The sequence below is a fragment of the Mycolicibacterium sp. P4_G11 genome, from assembly GCF_056555145.1.
Genome location: NZ_JBFUJW010000015.1, coordinates 27,006 through 48,040, shown reverse-complemented (window position 1 = coordinate 48,040; position 21,035 = coordinate 27,006). Strand labels below are relative to the sequence as shown.

Here is a 21,035-nt window from a genome sequence, read left to right as displayed (position 1 = left end):
AAAGTCGAGTAGTCGACTACTCGATACAGGTACGCGACACCGCCATTAGCTTCGAATCCATCAAAGGGAGGTGCGCGATGGCTTTTCAGAATCCATCATTGGCATCGGATGCCACCCAGGAACTGCGACTGGCGACCACGATGACCGGCGGTGTCAGCCTCGCGATCTGGATGGCCGGGGTGACACGCGAGATCAATCTGCTTACCCAGGCGTCGCAGTGGCGATTCAGGCCCGGCGAGCTGCCTCCCTCCACACTGACCACAGCGGCGGAAGCGTCCCTGAAGCTCTATGCCGAACTGATCGATCTGCTCGACGTCGTTGTCGACGTCGACGTCCTGTCAGGAACCAGCGCAGGCGGCATCAACGCGGCGTTCCTTGCCTGGTCCCGAGTCAAGGGCGCCGACCTGGGCAATCTCCGCGAACTCTGGCTCGACCTGGGAGCACTGACCGACCTGTTGCGCGATCCCACAGACGCCAGCACGCCATCGCTGCTCTACGGCGACGAATGCATGTTCAAGAGCCTCGACGCCCAGATTCCGACATTCGCGCACGGGCCGTTCCCGATCCAGCACACCGGCAACAACGGTGACCTCCCGTCCACGACGCTCTACATCACGACGACGCTGCTCAACGGCGAGACCAGCAGGTTCACCGACTCCTTCGGGACTCAGGTCCAGGATGTCGACCGCCGCGGCGTCTTCACCTTCACCGAGCAGAACCTCACGGATGACGATGCCGCGTCTGCGCTGGCGTTGGCGGCCCGCAGCAGCGCCTCGTTCCCCGCCGCATTCGAACCCTCCTTCATCCCCTTTACCGAAGGAACCGCCAAGACGGGAGCCGTGCCCGCTCGACCGCCGATGGCACGCTTCACCAACTTCACGCGGCCGCACTGGGTTGCCGACGGCGGGATGCTGGACAACCGGCCCATTGACGTTCTGCTGCAACGAATCTTCGACCGTCCCGCCCAACGACCAGTCCGCCGGGTCCTCTTGTTCGTCGTGCCATCTTCGGGACCGACTCCGACCCTGGAAGAAGCTCCGAAAGACGAACTCAACGAACCACTCGGGCTCGTTGACGCGCTCCTCAAGGATCTCACCGCGATGACCTCGCAGTCGATCTCAGCCGACCTGCGCGCCATCCGCACCCACCAAGATCGCATGCACGCGCGCGTCAACACGAGACTGCATCTCGCACAGCTCGCCATCAATCTGGGGGCCGATACGCCGTTGCTGACACCGCAGCTGCTGATGGACTACACGCTGCAAGAAGCCACCCGACATGCGCAGACCATCACCGCCGCCCTGCTTCGACAACTCAGCACATGGCCCGCGGCGAACGGCTCACCGCAGAGTATCCCCAAGAACTGGGAGGCCAATCTGAAGATCGGCGGCGACGCTGAAAGCCTCTGCCGCACAACGATCACCGAATTCATCAAGACCCGCTGGTTGTCCCCTGGCGGATCGCTACCGACGAGCACAGCCGACCTCACACGGTACGGCCGACCGGCCATCGACCTCGTCAAAGCGTGCGCGATCGTCATCGTCCGGGCCGCCTACCAGCTCGCGACGTCGCCAGCCGAAATGGCCGCCGTGGCGGCAATCGCCAACGGCATATCCGATGCGTGCGCACCACCCGAACCGTTCGACCTCGACAAGCTCATCAACACGGTCTGTACCAACGCGCAGACTCGAAACGGATCGCTGCAAGCTGCCGCCACCCAACTCGCCGGCGACTACCTCGAACACTTCCGAGTCGACGACGATCCCTGGGGCACGCTGGGCACTGCCATTGTCGACGGTTACAAAACACTGACCGCCATTGCCAACCGAACAGCGACGCCCGCCCCGGCAGTAGATGGCGTGCGCGCGCCCGACGCGCGGCAAGTCGACCAGCTGACGACCTACCTCGAATACCTTGCGCCAGGCACCAACCCTGCGACCGTGGCAACCAAGCTGTTCAACCTCGCCGCCACCCAGCGAGCGATGCTCCCCGCCGACGCAGACGTCGAACAATCGCTCGAACTGATACAGGTCAGCGCCGACACCCGCTGCCAGCTCGCACCGAATCATCAGACTGCCGCCCAGAAACTCACCGGCATGCAGTTCCACCACTTCGGCGCCTTCTACAAACGGTCATGGCGAGCCAACGACTGGATGTGGGGTCGACTCGACGGAGCAGGATGGCTCGTCCACGCCTTGCTGGACCCACGACGAGTGCAGCGGATCGTCCAAACACACAAAGCCGAATGGCCGGCCGGCCCGGACTGCAGAGCCCAGTGGTTCGCGAGCAGGCTCAGTACGATTGGGGCACAGGATAATCCGAGTCCCACTCCCCCGCCGGCCGCGGTACTCACAGAACTCCGATTCCTTGACCAGCCAGAAATGCCGCTACCGTCCAGCCTTCCCAACACATCACTGTGGCTGGCGCAGGCGTGGCAGAAGCGCGTCCTCGACGAGGAATTGGACGCGCTGGCCAATGCGGTGCTCAACCCACAACCGCCGAAACCCGCGGACTGGAGCCCCACAACCACTCACGACTGGGCCGAAAAAGTACTGGCCAAACCCTCCGGACCCGCCAAATACGCTCTCCTGGCAGAGAATCCCGTCGCCCGCGAGACCCTCGCCACCGACAGGAGCTCGCCACTCATGTCGCGCACCATCACCAAAACCGTTGCCACCGCGACCGCGGCGGTCGGCTGCGTCCAGCAGCTGCCCGGCGTCCTCAAGCCGCCCCTGAACACGGCCCGGACCATGGCACTGGGTGCATATCGTGTCGTGTGGTCGACCAAAGGCAATGCGGGACCGGTCATCATGGCCGGCGCCGTGCTGCTCATTCTCGGCATCGCGGCTGCGATGCAATCCTCAACCGGGCTCGGACTGTTCGGTCTCGGCGCGAGCGGGACCGGCGCCTATCTCATCACACTGGGCACCTGGCAACGCTCCAGCAAGCTGCCGCTTGCCTTGCTCTCGACAACGCTCGTGATCCTGATCGCGGCTCTGACCGTACCCACAGTCCGGTCAGCTTTGTTCGGCACCCGCGAGCACAGCGGTTTCGTTGGCGCCCATGCCTACTGGATCGGCGCCCAGTGGTGGTACCCCCTCATCGCCGTCGGGGCGCTCGCGTTGGCGGTCAGCGCCGTCGGTGCCGGCATCGAACATGCGAGGCACAGCCACAAACGATGAACAGCGAAGTCTCGACCTGGGACCAGCGCGACATGACAAGAACGGAGCAGACCGATGTCACTACCGTACGGGCCCGGGGCCCACGGAACAGAAATCGAATACTGGCAAGCATGGTTCCAGCGTGAGTATCGCGCGTATGCACCGATCAAGGACCGGGTCTACGGTGACAGCGATGTCGCCGCGGTCACCGAAATGCAACGGCGCCTAGGATTGCCGCAGACCGGCATCTTCGACGACACGACCGCGCAGGCCGTCCACTACGTTCCGCCGCCACCGAATCTGCGCCCGATCATGTTCACGGTCGAGGGCCATCTGTCGGACATGTTCAGGGGGCCGGTGGCAGACACGGCGACAGCCCTTGAATCCCAGGGCATTTGCCGTCACCAGCCCATCGGCTACAACAACGGCGCGCTCCCGTTCGACAACGACAGCGGTGTCAACGAACTCGCCCGGCTGCTCAGCGCCACCCAGATGGACAACGGCGTGCCGTTCCCGCAGGGCACACCCTGGTCGCTCGGCGTCTACTCCCAGGGCGCGATCGTAGGATCGTACTTCTACTTCCGGTACCTGCAACCCGGTCAGCCGCTGGCCTGGCGTACCCCGGATCTCAAAGGTGTGCTGGCGTATGCCAACCCGTGTCGGCAGACCGATTCCATCGCGCCGTGGGCCAGACCAGGGGTGACAGCGACCGGTACCCACGGCCTGGACCCGCTTCAGCGGTTCGGGTTGCCCGGTTTCCCCGCCAAGCCCGACAACTGGATGGACGTCTACCGCGAAGGCGACATCTTCGCCGAGAACAAGGACGACCAGGCAAGTGCGGTGAAAGCAGCCGTCTACGAAGCGGTGATGAACGACTGGATCAGCAACCCGTTCTCCCTCGCCGGGCAGATCGCTTTCACGCTCCACGCGCCCTTCGACGAGGTGTTCGCGGTGATCAAGGCGATGATCAGCGGCGCTGTGTTCCTGGCCAGCAACCCGAACCCGCACTACGCGCCGTTCGAACTCGAAGGGGGCAAGCAGTGGATGCGGGAACGACTCATCAGTGGATCAGTACCGACGCCGGTAGTCGTCTGAATCCCCTAGTCCACGCGGACTTGGATCACTGCGTGCCCGCCGCTGGTCCGCCAGCGCTGTCCAGTGGCATCGAGTTCTGCGACTTGTTCGGATGAGAGGCCGACGACAACTTCCGATTTCAGCGTCCGCAGTGCGGTGACCTGAGACGGAAAGTAGGCCACGGTTTCGTCGAACGGTGTCGTGGCGGGCCAGTACCGGTCTCCGACGAGGCGCCGGTAGTTGAGGTCGCCTTTCATCACCGTCATTGTGGCCGTGGCGAATTCGGCTGCGAGATCGTCGGGCATGTCGTGGAACGCCAGCGGCGCACAGAAGAACTCATGCGTGCGTACCTTGAGCCGGCCGCTGCGCACGGCCTCCCAGAGTCGGTCGCCGATGCTGCCAATCTGTGGACGTGGGTCGGCCTTCAAGCGTTGGACGACCGACAGCACGTCGGCCATGGTCGCATCCGACACGTAGTACGGGTGCGGCTTGACGTACAGCACGATCTCGGCCGCAACACGTTGAGTGAGCAGATTGTCGGCCAGCACGAGATCCGACAGCAGCTCGCGTCCTGCGTTGTCTGCCACGACGCAGACGAGCGGATTGTCCTGTGCTCTGAGGGCTGACCACAGCAACGCGCTGTCGTCGACGAGGATGCCCTCCGACCGCGCTTCTGCGGCGGCGGCGGTCAGTTGGAGTTGGAAGCTGAGGTCGGCGCGGTTGCCCCATAGTGCGGCTACCAGCAGTGCCTCGTGCTGCTGGTCCCCCGCGTCCGCCAAGTCGGCGAGCGCACTCAGCTCTTCATCGACTGCTGGTCCCACCAACTCGGCGCTCTTGACCGCGGCGAACGGGTCGACTCCGTGCCAGACGTCCGCCCCGAAGTAGCCGAGGGCCTCGAGCAATCGGCGGTAAAAGTAGCTTTCGCTCCACAGGAACGGCACGTCACCCCACGGTCGTCCGTAGAGGCCTTCTCCCCAAGCCAGCCAATCGGCACGGTCATGAGCCGTCTCGGGCAACGGCTCGAGGACTCCAGTGGTGCTTTCGGCGAGAAGCTGTTGCAGCATCGCCTCCTCAGCGGAGGTGTACGGCGTTGTGTCCAGTACCTGCCGAATCAGCTTTGGGTGCCGCTCGTGGAACACACCCCACTCGTAGGAGCCGGGGACCGCTGCGGTGATCGTGGGCGGAGCAGTGCTGTCTGCATGGCTTGGCACCATCAAACCCGCGGAGGTCCGCTACTCCGCTAGGCGGAAGTACGGATCAACCGTGCCGCTTTGCTTGACGACCATCGGATTTCCGCGGCGATCCTTGGCAGTCGGGACTTCCAAACGCACCCAACCCTCGGCGACGTCGTATTCGACCACGTTGGTTCTCTCGACGCCATTGAAGCGAATACCCACGCCTCGGAGGAGCGCCTCTTCGCTATAGAAGGGGCTACGCGGATCGATGGAGAGGTGATTCGGCGGTACGTCGGTGTTCTGATCCTCGGACATGCTGGCCTTCTCTGGATGTTGCGTTGGGTTCTTGGATTTAACTCTCCAAGAACGTACGCGACCCTCTGATCGCGAGTTCCGCGTAGGTCCTGGCGGCCGACTATTGCGTGGAAGACGCCTCCCTCGGTTGGCTGGGTGCGCAACCGCATGTTGAACTCGGCCGGAGTCACAGCGGTCGCCCACGCATGCGGTGATGTCGCCTCAAGCCTCGATCTAAACCTATTGGCGGCGTTGGCAATTGCGTACCGATATCCCCTCAGATTCCTCATCCACCTCGTGAGTCACACCCGTACCCAGGACAGCGCCGAGGACGGCTTTCGCCTACGCCGATATCGATCTCAGCACTCCGGAGGTCGGCCTACCATCGGAATTTATGGGCCGGGTGAAGGCAACCCCCACCAGAAGCGCACCGAGTTGACCACCGACGTCACACAGCGCGCCAACTACTCGTTGCAGCAGACGTCCTTCACCACACGCGGGCCGGATCAAATCACGTGAACAAAGGAGGGATGGGCTGATGAAAACCGCACTAGTGATCGCCGCCGCGATCGCGCTCAGCCCCATCGGCGTAGCCCACGCCACGCCAGGACAATGCATGAACACGCCATGGGGCGGATTCTGCGACGGGCAATCCGACAGCAACGGCATCTTCAACCATTGCGAAGGTGCACTGGGATTCAGCAACTGCTACTACGTCCGTGCCGTACCCACGGATGTAGACCCACGCGGGTGGGTACCGCTGAACTGACGCCTCGCTGCCTTGCGGCAGTTGCCGCCGGCCGCGTTCAGCTCGGTATCAGCCGGAGTTGGCGCGCCTTCTCCAGAATGATCCGGGCGCGGTTCAACCGAGGTAAGTCGCTGCCGTCCTTGGGTTTTCCACCGCGGGCGTTGAACTGCTCGACGAACTCACGCGCCCAGCCGATATCAGAATCGGACGGGCTCAGCCCGGTGTTGATGGTCTCGGCGTCGGACGAACGCAGCGCGAGCTTGCCCGTCATCCCCATCTGCCGAGTGAGCGCCACGCCCTCGGCCAGCTGATCGGGATCGCGGGTCGGCCCGTCGATCGGACCCGGGATGTGCGCCGCGCGGGATGCAACGACCAGCTGGGACCGGCTGTAGGCCAGCGCCAACGGGTCCTGCTCCACCCCGATGTCCAGCGTGTAGTCGTTGACGCCGAACGCGATGCGAAAGCACGGCCGCGCCGCGGCGATGTCATGCACCCGCGCCAGCCCGCGTGCGGTTTCGATCAGTGCAATCACCGGTGACTCGCCGCCGAGCCGATTCGCGGTGTCCCACATGTGATTCCCGCCCTCCGTCTTGGCCAGGACGACGCCCTTCATCCCGCTGCACTCGGCCAGGGCACGACAGTCGGCCGACCAGAAATCACTGGACGCATCGTTGACCCGGACCCACGCGCGGGCCCCCGAGTTGAGGAATTCGATGACCCGGTCCCGAGCCGCCTCCTTCTCATCGGGAGCGACAGCGTCTTCGAGATCCAGAATCACCTCGTCGGAGTTCGTGGTCGCCAGCAGCGCCCCGAGATCAGGCTCGCGAGACGGATTGACCAGGAGCCAGGAGCGCGAAACCTTCGAGTTCACGGTCATGGCGTCAGGCTAGACGCTTTGAGGGCGACTCACCCGGCGGAACAGTTAGTCGCGCCGCCGCCCCACACGCAGTAGCCAGTCGGGCCACGCCAACCCGTGGATGATCCTTTGCGTCCGAAAGTACTGGCGCGGAAGCGATGCCGTGTTGTAGGGCAGGCCGTACTTCTCGCACAGTTCACGGACCCGGACACTCACTTCAGGCAACCGGTTGCTCGGCAGATCAGGGAACAGGTGATGCTCGATCTGGTAGCACAGGTGCCCACCCGAAATCGCCAGCAGCGGGCTTGCGTTGAAGTTCGCCGTCCCCAGAATTTGTCGCAGATACCATTCGCCGCGAGTTTCGTCCTTGACCACAGCGGGGTCGAACGTCTCGGCCCCGTCGGGAATGTGCCCGCAAATGATGTTCACGTACACCCACAGATTCCGGAGCACATTCGCGCTGGCATTGGCCGCCAGCGTGCGACGCCACCGGCGCAGGCTCAGCGCAGGGAAGAACACATAGTCCTTACCCAACTGGCGGGCGCCCTTGGCGAGAAACTTCCGCTTCTCCACCGCGACCGCGTCTGGCGTCTCGCCCCGAAGCCGCTCCGAGTGCAGGCCGTGCAGGGCGATACCCCATTCGAACATCGCTGCCAGCACCAGGTTCCGCAGCGGAGTCAACAGATAAGCCCACCGCCACGGCTGGTCGGTCGTCACTCGTAGCAGGCGGTAACCGATGTCCTCGTCCATGCCGAGCACGTTGCTGTAGACGTGATGCCGATAGTTGTGCGAGTACCGCCACTGCGCGGAATGCCCGACCATGTCCCACTCCCAGGTATTGGAGTGGATTTCGGGGTCGTTCATCCAATCCCACTGGCCATGGGAGATGTTGTGGCCGAGCTCCATGTTCTCGATGGACTTCGCGTACGCCAGCGCGCACGTGCCGGCCACCCAGCCAACCTTGGACCGGCTACCGGCGATCATCAGCCGCGCCGCGACATCGAGCACCCGCTGAAAGTGGATCACCCGCCGGATATAGGCCGCGTCCTTCGTCCCGAGCGACTCCTCGACGTCTCGGCGGATCACGTCGAGTTCGTAGCCGATCTCTTCGACGTCCTCACTGCTGAGGTGCATGTAGGCAGAGACATCGGCGATCGCCATCAAGGTTTCCTCGGGTGGGTGCGGCAGTAAGACGGCGCCATCCAAGCCACCGCGAGGCCTTTGACCTGTACAAACTTTGTCGGCCTCCTGGGAAAATATTCAAAAAATGATACAGACCGTCTGAGACGTCTGATGGAACGGGTGAGTGCGGCACCAAAAAGGCCCGTGACCAGCACCAATGCCAAAATTCAGACCCGTAAACTGGACCGACGCTTATCCTCAGACACGGTCGCCGAACTGGTCGCCGCGTATCAATCAGGTGTCTCAACCAACCAACTCTGCGAGCAGTACAGCATCTCGAAGGGTGGCGTCCTCAAGCTGCTAGCCGACCATGGTGTCGCTATGCGCCAGCAGCCCATGACTGATGCCGAGATCAACCAAGCCGTCCATCTCTACGTTCGTGAGTAGCGCTCAATTCGCGCCATCGCTACCCAACTCGGCAAGAGCAAGGGCAGTGTCTGGAAGGCCCTCCATGAACGAAACGTGTCTATGCGGCCGGCTCATTAGTCCGTTTGGAGCACCCATGCGACCGGGAATTGCATGCGACCGCCCGGAGAAAGGGTCACAGAGGTCACTTTTGTACGGCGCCGGACCAAAATCGGTTGTTGCGATCGCGAGGACTGATTAGCGTGAGTCACCGTGCCAAATAGGGAACAGAGGCGCACAGCCCAGCGTCAACGACGCGCCGCGCGCACTAGTAAGGAGCGACGCATGACGCAGGGTTCACCAATGCCGGCTGCCGACCCACCTAGCTTTCTCAGCTACAGGGCGTTCAGAGCAGTAGGAAATTACTCTGCATCCGAGGGCCTCTCGAACTCAGAGTTCGCGCACCTTGACGAATTGATGGCGCTCATCGAGCAAGCACTTCGCGCCGCACATGACCCCAATCCTGAGCACTGGTTTCCGAACAACATCGCCGCACTGACACTGCTGGCACGCGCCTACCAAGGACTACAGGCGGCAGCCAACCTCTGCGCATTGGGTTACTACGTCGAAGCGACCGGACTGATCCGAACTGTGTATGAATGCGCGGGGCTCGCACGGTCGCTAGCAAAAAGTGTCGACCGAGCGGAGGAATGGGTCTTTGCTGAGTCTTGGGTAAGAGACAAATTCTCACGCGACTTTGCGCGAACCATGTCATCTCCCGAGTTCACCCAAGAAGTTAACGAATGGGCCGGCGCAGATAAAGACTCCTTCGCCCACGACAGGTTCTACGACTTCGTCAGCCAGTACTCGCATCCTCTGGCGAAAAGCACACTACAGTTCCTCTTCAGCTATGGCGACGAGAACGAACCCGGACTTTACCCAGTGGTAGAGGAGACATGGTTTAAGGATTGCGCTCGCCTGATTACCACCGAAGCAGTGTTTGTAGCCTTTGCTCTTCGAAACGCGGCAGCCAGCCCGGCAGCCTTCCCAACCCAATGGCATCAACAACTCGCTGCGGTAGCGCGCAAGGTTTCGGGGCTTCCGCTTGCTCACCTGGACAGAGACTGGGAAGAACACGAAGAACTCCATCGGGCGATCCGCAACGAGATGCGCCACGTAGACGAGCTTGACGAGGCACTGGACGCAGACCCGGCGAGTATGCGGAACGCGCTTCGGCGTCTCGACAGCGAGCCCAAGACAAACGGTTAACCGTGGCCGCGGGCGAATCAATTCAGCGATGGCAGCGCATGCTCGCCGACATGGAACAGCTAAGCACGATGCCTAGTGGCCAACGCATGCGACAACAGCTTGAGTCCCCGCAAGTACGGGCGAACGTCCGGCCCGGCGCTCCCCTGCACCAACTGTTCTACAGACTCATCACTCAAGCTATAACAACTCCGTTCCTCCAGCTGTGGTCAACAGATCAACCGCGCGATCCCTTGCTGTTGGCGGCACTACAACCCGTGGCGGATGCTGTCAATGCCCTGAGCCCAGACCTGGAGTTATTGCCGCAGTGGGAGGGCATCACGGTTGTCGTCCAAGCCGCCCGCCACATGCTTGACACCGAACCAATGGGGGAACCGACGGTCGATGAAGTAATCAGCGACATCTTGTCGTCCCTAAGGACGACACTGCTGATTTCGTGCATAGGTCAGCAAGGTGCAACACGACTGGTCGCCGAAGAACTGGTTCGGCATGTCGATAGCTTCATCAAGCAGACAACTGCTCCACTCCGGTACTACGACATACCGACTAAGACGTTTGTCGATAAAGAATCGCCTACCACGCTTAGCCTCGCGGGATTCAAATACCATGCCAATCGAGATAATCCACTAGTTGACCCTGACGTCAAATCGATTCCAGAGTTTCCCCCCCGCGGTCGCCAAGCAGTTTTCCGCCCAATCGATTATCAGTTTCTTTACAGACTGGGATGAACACTACAGGCATCAGCTGGCAGCGGCCCATGATTGCAACCCTGGCGATTTTCAGATCAACTATTTCGGCGACCTGAAGAGCATGCGGCATGACTATGTACACAATCGAGGAATTTGCAAGACATCCGCACGCAATCAGCAACTCAGCTGGTTCTCAAAGCGAGACTTGATGATTCCTACACCGCAGAACATTGTAGAACTCATTACCAAATTTCCCACTGATGAACTGCGACAGAAGCCGAGTCCCCGCGACAGGAGTACCAGCCGTCTTAGTTTCGGTGCAAGCGAATCAGCAATTCGCGAATTCGAAAGCCTCGCAGGACAGATGGACCGAGCTCCGAGCGATGCACTTGAATCAGCACTATCGGAGTGGATCACGCGCAACCGCTGAACCGAGTTACCCGGTTCATGTAAGACGCGCCAGCTATCTGCCAAGTCGGGGCTGACAGGATTTGAGCCTGCGACCACTTGACCCCCAGGAAGCAGCGGTAGCACGTATCCGCAGGTCGTCGGCGGTTTCTCCGCTAAATGCGCACGGCGTGACGCTCACCGACGCGCAGGTCGTTCAGCATCGCGTACGACGTGTGGTCCCACGGTGGTCCCACGAATTGTCATGTGTTGTCCATGGAGCTCCGGGCCAAGAAGGACTCGCCCCATTCCATCGCCTTGCCACGGCAACGCGATCTCGACCATCCACGAGGCAATGCCCGCGAACATAGAGTCAACGGAATTTCGCAGCGACGGCCGTCATTTCGAACAACGGTCGAGAGCTCAAATCCCAGCGAGTTGATGAAACCGCGCCTGTCGCCGCATTGTCGGTAGCGGATGTAAAACTGTAAGTCTGTGAAATGAGGTGCACCCATGGCGAGTCCGACGCAGCTAGCTGCACAGATTCGCTTTGCCCTTGAGACGCTGGCCGAGACGAACGACCACCATGCATTCGAGCGCATCTGCGCAGGATTAGCCCGGCGTCGGATCGTGAGCAACCTACTGCCTGCAACAGGGCCGGTGAGCGCCGGTGGCGACCAAGGACGAGACGCTGAGTCGCACTGGACGGATCTGCCCAACGAAGGGACGACATCGTGGTTTTCGCTGTTGGCATCAACCGAGCCTGTCGCGCTCGCATGCACAATCCAGAAGAGCGACGTGGTCGCCAAGATCCGTCGCGATCTTTCCGCCATCGCCGAGTCCGGCGGTGAGATACGCCGCGTTATCTACTTCACCATCACTGCTGTTCCCGTCGCACATCGCCACCAGCTACAGAGCTACGCACGCGACACCCACGGCATCGAACTCGACATCTGGGACGCACAAGGGATTGCCCAACACCTCGCCGATCACGACCTGTTCTACCTAGCCGTCGACCATCTGCACCTTCCCACCGAACTGGCCCCCGAGCCGCCCATCACCGAACCAGACAGACCGCAGTGGTACCTCGACGAGCTGTCCGAATGGCGTGGCCGAACCAGATTCACAGGATTCACTGGTGAAGTCGTCGCGCTGCGCGAGCCGCTGCGCTATGCCTCCACACACGTCGAAACCCATGCCGACGTCGCGGACTGGCTCAGCATCGCCTACCAGCTTCGAGGCGCCATCAGCGATAGCGAAACGCAGAGGCGCCTCGACTACGAGATCATCCACGCGACTGTGTACGGACACGACACGCTCAAACCAGCTGACGCGGTCGCGGTCGATTACTTCACCGGCCTGCTCGGTACCACCCCGAAGCCGGCAGTGCTGATGGAAGCAATCCTTCTGCTACGCCTGATTAGCGCCATGCACGGCCGCCGCGCCACCGACCTGCAGCTCGAGACCATCCAGGACTGGCACGACCAGTTGGCCCGCCACATCAACGCGATGCTTACCGTGGCTGCCGGCCCCAAGCAGCACGCTCAACTGCTAGTGGCCCAAGCGTTCCTCGCGCACAGCCCCGCGCCGCACAACATCACCGTGGACCCAGCGACGCAGCCAACGATGACCGACCTCATCGAGCGCGTACGGGACACCGCCGCGACGGGACCGTTTCCTGTTGCTGTCCCCGAAAACGGCGAGCTGGTCGATCTGGGGCTGGGGATGTCGGCGCTCAAGCAACTGACCGACCTGCTTCCGACAAACCCGCTTGTCCCCATACATTTTCTAACGACCAGCTTCGACCTGCACGCGCCAATCCTGCGCAAACACCCCGACTACATCCAGGTGCGCGACGCGCTCGATGCTGCGACCGGACGCGTAGAAGGACAAGCAGCCCAAGGTGATCGGGCCCAGGCGCGCGCGGTCGCGCTGCTCAGAGCAGGCGACACGCGAGCAGCACTCAGCGAAATTCACGAGGCAAAAATCAATTGGCTCACCGGAGACACATCGATGGGAGCCGCGCTGATGATGCTGCTGGCATCGAAAACGTACTACGACCTCAAACTGCCGTTGGCCGCCAAGCAATACGCACTCGCCGCAGCCACATTGGCTAAGCAGTCCGGTGACGCTGCCCTTGAAGTCATCATGGCGCGCGGAATCATGGTCGCAGCGACGTGCGATCACATGGCGGGCCAATGGCTTTCGGCAACATGCTGTTTCCGCGTAGGGATCTGGGCGCAAGCCCAGTACGCGGATGATCCATGGAGTCTGAGCCGTTACCCCTACTTCCAGAACATGCTGATCGATCAGGCGTTCATTCTGCGCACGGCCGCCGCGATCCGACCAGCTGCGATGGAGATCCTGCGCCCGGTCGTGGAGTCCACGCACGTGGACCAATTCGTCGATCCAATGATCGCCAGTGCAACGCAACTCCCTACGCCGACCGAGGCCGACGTTGACGAGGCCGCTCGACGAAGCGGAATGGGTCGGCCGTTCTCGGACGCTGGTCCTACACGGATTTACGAATGGGTTGCGCTGAATAATCATTGGCGCATCCACGTGAAGAACGAGCGCTACGCCGTGCTGGCCGCTGAGCGATTCATCGCCGCCGCGCAGATTCTTCTCGCCGACGAACAGACCGCACGCGAGCTACTCATTCTTCCGGGACCCATCACCGTCGACATCGAGGTCGGCGAAAACGCCGACACCGACATCCAAGACGGCTTCGCCGATCTTACCGACAACGAGCCCGGGGGCTTCGCTGTCACACTGACTCCCCTGCACGCCCTGACGCCCGAGCGGGCTGAGCTAGAGACCGCTACCGCGCTGTTGCGTGTGCTCTTCACTCAATCCGTGCTTCCCAGAGACTCTTTCACCGCAATCATTGATAGGTCCTTCCAGCGCGGACTGTGGCACCAACTCAGTGCCGTGCGCCCCTATGACGAACTGGCCGACATTTACCCATCAGAGATGTATCAACAGTGCTCCGCTGCCTCATTCGCGGCGGTCGGCGACCGCGACAAAGACGTGGATATGGACGCAATCATGGCTGCAGACCCCTGGGTATCGACTCGATACCACCATGCCAACGCCCTCCAAGCGATCGAAGACGCCTACACCAACCTGCGCCCGCCCGTGCGCATTACCCTAACGCGGCTTGGCGACGATGCATCGTTCCAACAGCTCGTTTCCGTGCTCAGATCCGAGGGCTGGAAAGACTGGCACCTGCTCACCGCCATCGCCAACATCGTCGTCAACGACCGCGCCCGCCGCCTCGGACTCAACATGTCCCGCGACATGAATCAAGCGGAACGCGAACGATTCTGGGACCTGATGACCGCCGAGGAAACCACCACCACCGACCAACAACTGGACCCCGAACAGTTCACCGCCGAAAATCTCCGATTTCACCTCTTCGTCGCGGCAGCGGCCGCTCTCCACCGGTTCGAATTAGAACTGCACCTGGCCAACATCGACCCAGACGACCTCTTCCGCATACTGGGCGCCAGATTCAACTACTGGACCGACGACGTCGCACACGATCCGCTATTCGACCAATGACGCGACCAACTCGGCCAAGGCCTGCACAGCGCGATGCACCCAGATCACCGCCTTCCCGACGCTGGTCCCGCTAGCTTCGCGAATCGGCCGCGTAACGAGCCTCAGAACTTCTAGTTGCCATGACCAGCGATTGCTCGATATGCCCACCAGTTCTGACCCCGAGAAAGCTGTGATTGCGCGATTTGGCTTCATCCGATGAAACAGCTTGGGGCGGTTTCTAACTCAGCTATCGCCAAATGCGGATCACCAGCGCTCTCCCCCGTCGGGGACTCGGCGCTGATTGGGTATCACGTCATGGTGGACGGCCGGTGCCGCGAGCCTACTGTGGGCCCAGCTTCCACCGGGCAGGCTGAGCCCTGGCTTTACTGAGGTCAACGTAATCCAGTTCTACGGCCCGGGGGGACCACCGGGGAAGAACGTAGCGATGAAGTGACCCTGCTCGTCTGTGTCCCGTTCGATCCAGGACGTGCCCGAATCATTTCTGTAGTTCTGAATCGCGGCTTCGGCTGTACCTTCGGCTTGGTAGGTCCCTTGCAGCTCGAATGTGGTCCGCCTGGATCGGCGGTGAGCTGACCGACGACAACGTGTGGGTCCATCAGCGGCGGCGCGAGGTCGCCTCGCTGGACGCCATAATCGGCCGGCTGCAGGCCCCCGACGCCGCCGGTGAGTACGTGGCCGGGATCGGGGGCGCCGGCACCGCGAACCGTGGCCCGACCTTGCGGGTCAGCACCCGGGGCAGTCACGAATCGGTACTGCATAAAGCCGACCCCGGCACGCCGCGACATTGAAAAGGCCATCGCCCATCTGCGCAAAACCGGAGCAGACATCAACGTCTCGACCGTGGCCCGCCGCGCCAACGTCACCCGCAAGACCGTCCACAAACACGCCGACCTGATGGCTGTCATCGACCAATACCGCAACCACTCCCCCGGCATCGATCAGGCATCGACATCGGCCACCACCGGGCGCGGGGGCAGCATCGTGGCCGCACTGCGCCGTAAGATCGCTACCCAGGCCAGCGAGATCAACGAGCTCAAAACCGCCGTGGCACAACACCAAGCCACCATCGAGCTGCTCTACGGTCAACTCGAAGACCGCCACTACGGCGCCCTAGATGGTGTGCGTCAGAGGTGTTGACGGCGACGCGGTCAGCAGCCGGGCCCGTTTGCGGCACGGTGACATCCGGTTGTCGGCTAGGGTTCGGGGATGCATCGGGGGATGTGGAGCGAAGGACCTCTGCTGGCTTTCGATCTTGAAACTACTGGTCGTGATCCTCACGAAGACCTCATCGTGACGGCCTCAATTGTGACCATCACTCCGCAAGCCAGTGGCCCACCTGTGGTGGATTGCCTTCGGTGGTTAGCGGATCCGGGTGTGGATATACCGGCGGATGCGACCGCAGTCCATGGAATAAGTACCGCGACTGCCCGCGCGCAGGGCCGTCCTGCTCCGGTGGTGACCGCTGAAGTGGCCGCCGCGCTCGGCAGGTTGTGGCTTCCCGAGGTGCCCTTGTGTATCTACAACGCTCCCTACGATCTGACCCTGCTGGACGCCGAACTGCAGCGCCATCTCAACCGACGGCTGGCTTTGAGCGGCCCGGTGATCGATCCCCTAGGCATCGACAGGACCATGCAGCCGCACCGGCCTGGGCCGAGGCGGCTACCCAACGTGTGTGAGTACTACAAGGTCAAGCTCGACCAGTTTCACCAGAGCGATCAAGACGCGATCGCCGGAGCGCGGCTGGCTTGGAAGCTCGCTCGCTGCTACCCCGACCTGGCGCAGATGAGCTTGGCTGAGTTGAATCGTCAACAGGCCCAATGGCACACCGAACGGGAACACAAGTTTGCTGCGCAACTCGATATCCGCGCTGAGCGCCAGGCCGCCGAGGGTAAGCAGGGGTTGGCGTCGGCCACCCGGGAACGGGCCGCGTCGGTGCGGGCGGCGGCCCACACATGGCCGTTGGAGGGCAGACGCGCAGGCTCTGGCGCCACCGGTGGTGCCCGACAACAGCCGGTGGCGCGTCCTGCGCGTGCGGGTGGTCCGCGCATGTCACACGCATCCTGGTCCAGCGACGACGAATTGAGCCTGCGGACCCAATGGCTGGCGTGTGAGCCGACGCGGGACGCTGCGGCAGTCGTCGACGAACTCGCCGAACGTTTTGGGCGTTCAGCCGGGGCGATCCGGTCCCGGCTGGTCAAGTTGCACTGTCACTTCCGGCGTCCCGGAATGGCTTGCACCGCGCAGGAGGCCGACGAGCTGAAGATCTTGATCGCAGCCGAATACCGCACTGCTGCACAGGATTTGCAGTGACGTCGTTGTACCAGGCGCAACTCTGTAGGGACGTATTGCGGTTCGAGGCGGCTGGCCTTCCCGCGAGGCAGTGCTGGTGGCCACTGCCCGGGGGCCCGGTGAGCAAGCAAGCCATCCTTAAGCTATGTCCGCCCCCGGCGGATGGAAAGGTCGATCCTTGTACATCGAACGTGTGAGTCTGACAAACTTCCGCTGTTTTGGCGGCCAGCCCACAGCAGTCGATCTCGATCCCTCGATGACCGCCTTGATTGGTGGCAACGGTGCGGGCAAGACCGCACTGTGCCACGCGTTGACGCGGATGTTCGGCGTCGCCCAAGACCAGCGGCAGGTGCGGATCACCGATTTTCACGTACCGGCCGATGAAGCGAAACCACCCCCGACGACACGGTCACTGACTGTTGACGTGATCCTGGCCTTTCCCGAACTTGATGATGTCGACGAGACTGATCCCGATGCAGTCGCTGCCCGCGACAGTGTGCCCGAGTTCTTCCGGCAGATGACGGCCACCGTAGACGGCAAATTGAAATGCCGAATGGTGCTGCACTCCACGTGGACTGACGACGCCGCTGCGCAGCGGCGACCGCGGCCGCGTCCAGGTTGTCTACCTGCCACCCACGCGCGACGGTGTGCGTCAGGTGGCTAGTTTCCTGCGGGGCCGACTGTGGCGGGCCGGTCGCTGGTCTGCAGAACTCAATGACCATGTCAGCGGTGCCGCGGCCGAACTGCTGGAGAAGTTTCAATCCGAGCCGGTGGTCGACGCTGTGGTGTCGGCGCTGACGCAGCGATGGGGTCAACTGCACACCGAATCGGTACACGCAGTGCCGTCATTGCATCCAACCCAGACCGACACGCGTGACTTGTTCCGCCACGCCGAGTTGATGTTTGGGCCCACCCGAGACGGCCGCCAGAATCCGGCCACCGTGCTCAGCGATGGTCAGCGATCGCTGCTGCACCTCGCGCTGACCGCGGCCACCCTCGATATCGAGACCGAAGTGGCCGCAGGCGCCCGCGCGGCACAGTTTGAATTGTCCGCGTCGAGCCTGCCGACGCTGACGGTCATCGTGGTCGAGGAGCCCGAGAATCATCTGGCGCCGTTCTTTCTGTCCAGGGTTGTCAGTCAACTCATGGAGTTATCGGCAGGGTCGCGGGTGCAGGCTGTGATGTCGAGCCACTCCGCCAGCGCGTTAGCACGGGTGGAACCGCAGCAGGTCCGATACCTGCGCCTCGATGAAGCGGGGTGCAGCAAAATCAGGCTCATCGACCTGCCGGACGACCAGACCGAAGCCGCCAAGTACATCCGGGAGGCGGTACGCGCTCATCCCGAACTGTATTTCGCCAGATATGTCGTGTTGTGCGAAGGCGACTCCGAAGAGATCGTCCTGCCGGTGCTGGCCGAAGCTCGAGCTGTACCGATCGACAGATCCTTCGTGGCGATCGTGCCGCTGGGCGGCCGGCACACCAATCACTTCTGGCGTCTGGTCAGCAGCCTGCAGATTCCGCACGCCACGCTGCTCGATCTTGACTGGGGGCGCAACGGAGGCGGCGCGGGGCGGATCCGGACCACCTGCGAACAACTGCAGCTCATCGGCCAAGATCCCTTCGCCGGCATCGACGGCTATACCCAGATCGACGACATCCGCGACGATCTCACCGTCGAAAAACTACAAATGTGGATACCCCATCTGCGCAAGTGGAACGTGTACTTCTCCACGCCCCTGGACCTGGACATGTCGCTGCTCAATCACTACTTCACCAGCTACTCGGTACTGGAGGAGGGGGCACGCGGCCCCGACAAGACCTCCGACCCTGCCCCCGCCGTACTGGGTGGGGATCCCCCGGGCATCGACCACTGGACCACCGAGGAAGCCGTCAAATTGATGCGATGGTATCGGTACCTGTTCACCAACCGATCCAAACCCGCGACACACCTGCGTGCATTGACCGCCGTGGCCGATACCGATCTTGCCAAGCCCCCGGAGGTACTGGAAGCACTCATCAGCAACATCAAGGCAGTCATCGCGCGCCAATGAACTCGGTGACACCTGATGCGTGGAAACCCCACGGGATCGACGACCTCGAACCGGCGGCATGGCAGGCCCTGCGGCACGAGGGCTCTGCCTGCGTGACCGCAGGCCCTGGTGCGGGCAAGACCGAGTTTCTCGCACAGCGCGCCGGCTATCTCCTTCAGGCGGGGTTGTGTGCACAGCCCCAACGCATTCTCGCGATCTCCTTCAAACGCTCCGCTGCAACAAATCTCGGTCACCGGGTCCGCAGCCGTATCCCGCATCACGCCGAACGATTCGTCTCGATGACCTTCGACTCGTTCACCAAGAGCATCCTCGATCAATTCGGCGGTCTGCTGCCGCAACCATGGAAGATGAACGCGCCCTATGAAGTTGATCTCGGCGAGCTCACTGAAGACAACAAGCTGATCGAAAAATTCCTGGAAAGCATCGCTCCCGACGCGCCCCCGCTGCTCGCAGCAGATCTGAGAAAGATTCACCGAAAGTCCTTCCGGGTGAACGCCGTCGGCTCCTATGACCTTCCGTTGCAGTTCCCGGCTCCCCGGACGTCAACCGAATACGCGGTCCAGCAATGGTGGCGGCACAACTATCTCGATCGAGAGCCGCCCCGTGTCGAATTCGTGATGATCAATCGGCTCGCTGAACTGATCGTCCGGTCCAGCCCGGCGCTGCGGCAAGCCCTTCACGTCACCTATCCCATCGTCTTCGTCGACGAGTTTCAGGACACGACCTACGCCCAGTACTCGTTTCTCCGCTCGGTGTTCGGCACGCGCACGGTCGTCACCGCGGTGGGTGACCGCAAGCAGCGGATCATGGGATGGGCGGGTGCCCTTGAGGACGCATTCGAGGAATTCGAGGCGGACTTTACTGCGGAACCATTTCAATTGAAGGCGAACTTCCGTTCGACCGAACCACTGGTGGCGCTCCAACATAGGTTCGCCCAGTTGCTGGATGATTCAGCTGAAATCGCTGTAGCACAGGCTGTTTCAGATATCGATGATCACCCCGCCCAGGTCTGGTCCTTCCCACAAGCCAGCCGTGAGGCACAAACTGTTGCGGCGTTCATCGCCGCAGACGCGGCGGAATCGGGCCGCGAGTACGGGCAGTATGCGCTGCTGGCACGGCAGACGGTCGCCAACTTTGAACCTCTGTTCGCGGCGGCCCTGTCCGAGCATGGGATCGCGCTGCGCAATGACGACGCTCCGTGCGGCCGGCTGCGGCTGCAGGAGCTTCTCAAAGACCCTCTTGCTCAGCTACTTATCGGTGTACTGCGGTTGTGCGCGCTCAATCGCGCCAAGGGCGGCCTACCGCAGACTTGGATGGAGGTGTCCTCGGCGATGGCACGGTTACGATACGGCAACGATGCCGCCGACCATCAGGTGGCCCGTCTCGATGATGCTCTGGCGCAACAGATCCACGTTCTGCGGTCATGGCTGGACGACACTGAATGCCGCCCGGCGGCGGTTCCCTCGCTCTGCGAGCGTCTGACCTTGGCCCTTGAGGACTTAACAGCCGGGCGGCTCGCGAACTTGGGCGGTATCGCAGACGAGTCAGAAGTCACCATCGAAGCGTTCCAGATCCGCTTGACTGAGGTGGCCGAGCGCAGCCAATCATGGTGGGACGCTGTCGAAGCCTACGAATCAGTGAACGCGGTGCCACTGTTGACGATCCACCGAAGCAAAGGCCTCGAATACCACACCGTGTTCTTTCTTGCCCTCGACGATGATCAGTGGTGGCCCCATCCGCGTGAACCCCACATCTCAACCTCCACGTTCTTCGTCGGACTGTCGCGAGCGGCGCAGCGGGTGATCTTCACCCAGTGCGATCACCGCGGCGGCAGTATGAAGATCGCCGATCTCTACGATGTCCTGGACCGTGCTGATGTCCCGACGCACAGGTTCGACTGAGTCAGGTTCTGGAGATCGGAATTCCTGATCTGGTGCTGCACTTCAGTTCAATG

At 62.1% G+C, this 21,035-nt stretch carries 18 protein-coding genes; 14 read left to right on the top strand and 4 right to left on the bottom strand.

All coding sequences use genetic code 11. The features are described from left to right. Nucleotides 1-77 precede the first annotated feature (77 nt). Together AC1U2B_RS26575 and AC1U2B_RS26570 are read left to right on the top strand one after the other, a co-directional pair. Nucleotides 78-3,182 carry a patatin-like protein gene (locus AC1U2B_RS26575; RefSeq protein ID WP_480219136.1) on the top strand — a complete coding sequence of 1,035 codons (3,105 nt, stop codon included), beginning with the start codon at nt 78-80 and terminating at the stop codon, nt 3,180-3,182. A gap of 54 nt (nt 3,183-3,236) precedes the next feature. Further along, on the top strand, nt 3,237-4,256 hold the full coding sequence (locus tag AC1U2B_RS26570) for a peptidoglycan-binding domain-containing protein (protein ID WP_480219135.1): 1,020 nt from the start codon (nt 3,237-3,239) through the stop codon (nt 4,254-4,256). Nucleotides 4,257-4,261: 5 nt separating this feature from the next. Here the strand turns inward: AC1U2B_RS26570 and AC1U2B_RS26565 are convergent, their stop codons facing one another. Together AC1U2B_RS26565 and AC1U2B_RS26560 are read right to left on the bottom strand one after the other, a co-directional pair. Next, entirely contained in the window at nt 4,262-5,446 is a 1,185-nt protein-coding gene (locus AC1U2B_RS26565; RefSeq protein WP_480219134.1) for a damage-control phosphatase ARMT1 family protein, read from the bottom strand. Nucleotides 5,447-5,467: 21 nt separating this feature from the next. Beyond that, nucleotides 5,468-5,725 (bottom strand): DUF3297 family protein, encoded by a 258-nt coding sequence (locus AC1U2B_RS26560; protein ID WP_480219133.1) that lies wholly within the window; start codon nt 5,723-5,725, stop codon nt 5,468-5,470. Between the two features lie 517 nt (nt 5,726-6,242). Here AC1U2B_RS26560 and AC1U2B_RS26555 point away from each other — a divergent pair. After that, nucleotides 6,243-6,473: a hypothetical protein gene (locus AC1U2B_RS26555; protein ID WP_260938401.1), complete on the top strand. Its 231-nt coding sequence runs from the start codon at nt 6,243-6,245 to the stop codon at nt 6,471-6,473. A gap of 37 nt (nt 6,474-6,510) precedes the next feature. On the opposite strand, the gene AC1U2B_RS26550 is transcribed toward AC1U2B_RS26555, so the two are convergent. Next, nucleotides 6,511-7,329 (bottom strand): HpcH/HpaI aldolase/citrate lyase family protein, encoded by an 819-nt coding sequence (locus AC1U2B_RS26550; RefSeq protein ID WP_480219132.1) that lies wholly within the window; start codon nt 7,327-7,329, stop codon nt 6,511-6,513. A gap of 45 nt (nt 7,330-7,374) precedes the next feature. After that, on the bottom strand, nt 7,375-8,469 hold the full coding sequence (locus tag AC1U2B_RS26545; RefSeq protein ID WP_480219131.1) for a fatty acid desaturase family protein: 1,095 nt from the start codon (nt 8,467-8,469) through the stop codon (nt 7,375-7,377). A gap of 165 nt (nt 8,470-8,634) precedes the next feature. Here AC1U2B_RS26545 and AC1U2B_RS26540 point away from each other — a divergent pair, with 165 nt between their 5' ends. From AC1U2B_RS26540 to AC1U2B_RS26490, 11 genes are all read left to right on the top strand, one after another. After that, nucleotides 8,635-8,877, top strand: a complete 243-nt coding sequence (locus AC1U2B_RS26540) for a hypothetical protein (protein WP_418001557.1) — start codon at nt 8,635-8,637, stop codon at nt 8,875-8,877. A gap of 6 nt (nt 8,878-8,883) precedes the next feature. Continuing rightward, nucleotides 8,884-8,976, top strand: a complete 93-nt coding sequence (locus AC1U2B_RS26535) for a hypothetical protein (protein ID WP_418005907.1) — start codon at nt 8,884-8,886, stop codon at nt 8,974-8,976. A 204-nt stretch (nt 8,977-9,180) separates the two neighbouring features. Beyond that, nucleotides 9,181-10,104, top strand: coding sequence for a hypothetical protein (locus AC1U2B_RS26530; protein WP_418001556.1), 924 nt, complete (start codon nt 9,181-9,183; stop codon nt 10,102-10,104). Between the two features lie 38 nt (nt 10,105-10,142). Then, nucleotides 10,143-10,829 (top strand): hypothetical protein, encoded by a 687-nt coding sequence (locus AC1U2B_RS26525; protein WP_480219130.1) that lies wholly within the window; start codon nt 10,143-10,145, stop codon nt 10,827-10,829. 861 nt (nt 10,830-11,690) lie between these two features. After that, on the top strand, nt 11,691-14,741 hold the full coding sequence (locus tag AC1U2B_RS26520; protein ID WP_480219129.1) for a hypothetical protein: 3,051 nt from the start codon (nt 11,691-11,693) through the stop codon (nt 14,739-14,741). A gap of 542 nt (nt 14,742-15,283) precedes the next feature. Continuing rightward, nucleotides 15,284-15,529 carry a hypothetical protein gene (locus AC1U2B_RS26515; RefSeq protein WP_480219128.1) on the top strand — a complete coding sequence of 82 codons (246 nt, stop codon included), beginning with the start codon at nt 15,284-15,286 and terminating at the stop codon, nt 15,527-15,529. A gap of 52 nt (nt 15,530-15,581) precedes the next feature. After that, nucleotides 15,582-15,878: a hypothetical protein gene (locus AC1U2B_RS26510; protein ID WP_480219127.1), complete on the top strand. Its 297-nt coding sequence runs from the start codon at nt 15,582-15,584 to the stop codon at nt 15,876-15,878. Between the two features lie 69 nt (nt 15,879-15,947). Next, nucleotides 15,948-17,051, top strand: coding sequence for an exonuclease domain-containing protein (locus AC1U2B_RS26505; RefSeq protein WP_480219126.1), 1,104 nt, complete (start codon nt 15,948-15,950; stop codon nt 17,049-17,051). A 157-nt stretch (nt 17,052-17,208) separates the two neighbouring features. Then, nucleotides 17,209-17,694 (top strand): AAA family ATPase, encoded by a 486-nt coding sequence (locus tag AC1U2B_RS26500; protein ID WP_480219125.1) that lies wholly within the window; start codon nt 17,209-17,211, stop codon nt 17,692-17,694. Continuing rightward, a complete protein-coding gene (locus AC1U2B_RS26495) occupies nt 17,678-19,081 on the top strand; it encodes an ATP-dependent nuclease (protein WP_480219124.1) in 1,404 nt (467 codons plus the stop codon). The genes AC1U2B_RS26500 and AC1U2B_RS26495 overlap by 17 nt, the downstream gene beginning before the upstream one ends. Beyond that, nucleotides 19,078-20,982, top strand: a complete 1,905-nt coding sequence (locus AC1U2B_RS26490; protein ID WP_480219123.1) for a UvrD-helicase domain-containing protein — start codon at nt 19,078-19,080, stop codon at nt 20,980-20,982. The genes AC1U2B_RS26495 and AC1U2B_RS26490 overlap by 4 nt, the downstream gene beginning before the upstream one ends. The last annotated feature ends 53 nt before the right edge of the window (nt 20,983-21,035 follow it).